The 1,201-nt window shown below is 67.0% G+C and carries 1 protein-coding gene; it reads left to right on the top strand.

Annotated features, from left to right (window positions below):
• The coding region (locus ACYVDE_RS23445; RefSeq protein ID WP_460503942.1) for an ExeM/NucH family extracellular endonuclease at positions 1-1,201 on the top strand (1,201 nt) is incomplete at both ends.

Raw genomic sequence — 1,201 nt, forward strand, 5'->3', positions numbered from 1 at the left:
GCAACAGCAAATGGCGCGTGCAGCCGCTGGCCGGGACCGACGCGCCGCAGGTTGTGACTGCGCGGCCGCCGGTGCCCACCTTCGGGCCGATTGACGTGAAAATCGCCAGCATGAACGTGCTGAACTTCTTCAACGGCGACGGCGCGGGCGGTGGCTTTCCCACCTCGCGCGGGGCTCTCACGCTGGCCGATTTTCAGCGCCAGCGCAGTAAAATCATGGCCGCCTTCACCCAGATGAATGCCGACGTGCTGGGGCTAATGGAGGTAGAAAACGACGGTACGGGCAGCGCCTCCGCCATTCAGGACCTCGTGAACGGCCTGAACCAGAGCTTCGGCGCGGGCACCTACGCCTTCATCAACGACGGCGGCACCACCCGCCAAGCCAACAACACCGACCTTATTCACTGCGCCATCATCTACAAGCCAGCGGTGCTCACGCCGTACGGCCCGGCGCTGCTGGCCTCGGCTACCGGCACGTTCGAGCGGCCGCCGCTGGCCCAGCTGTTCATCACCAACAATGCCACCCGCCGCGACACCTTCGCCCTCGTGGTGAACCACCTGAAATCGAAAGCCAGCGGCAGCGGGGCCAACGCCGACCAGCAGGACGGCCAGGGCGCGAGCAACCTGCGCCGCAAGCAGCAGGCCGACGGCCTCGTGCAGTTCATCAACACCGTGGTGAAGCCCGCCGGCACCCGCTACGTGGTGAGCGTGGGCGACTACAACGCCAACTACGAGGAAGACCCCATCGATATTCTGCGGGCCGCCGGGCTGGTAGTGGGCAGCTCAGCCGCCAGCGCGTCCTACCTGTTCAGCGGCCTCAGCGGCTCGCTCGACCACGCCGTGCTCACGCCCAACCTCGTGGGCCACGGGGCCGTGGAGAAGTGGCACATCAACGCCGCCGAGCCCGAATTTCTGGAATACGACGTGGCCGGCGCGGCCACCGACGTAAACAGCCCCTTCCGCTCGTCCGACCACGACCCCATCCTTATCGGCCTGAATTTCCGCACCACCGTGACGGCCGCCACACTGGCCAGAGCGGCGTCGCAGTTCCAGCTGTTTCCCAACCCCGCGGCGGGTGGCTTCAGCATCCGAATTGTCGGCAGCAGCTCACCGCTTCTAACGCTGGAGGTGCTGTCGGCACTGGGGCAGCCGGTGCTGGTGCTGCGCGGCACGGCGGCCGAGGTGCAGGCCAGGCTGGCGGC

The organism is Hymenobacter agri (genome assembly GCF_054778495.1).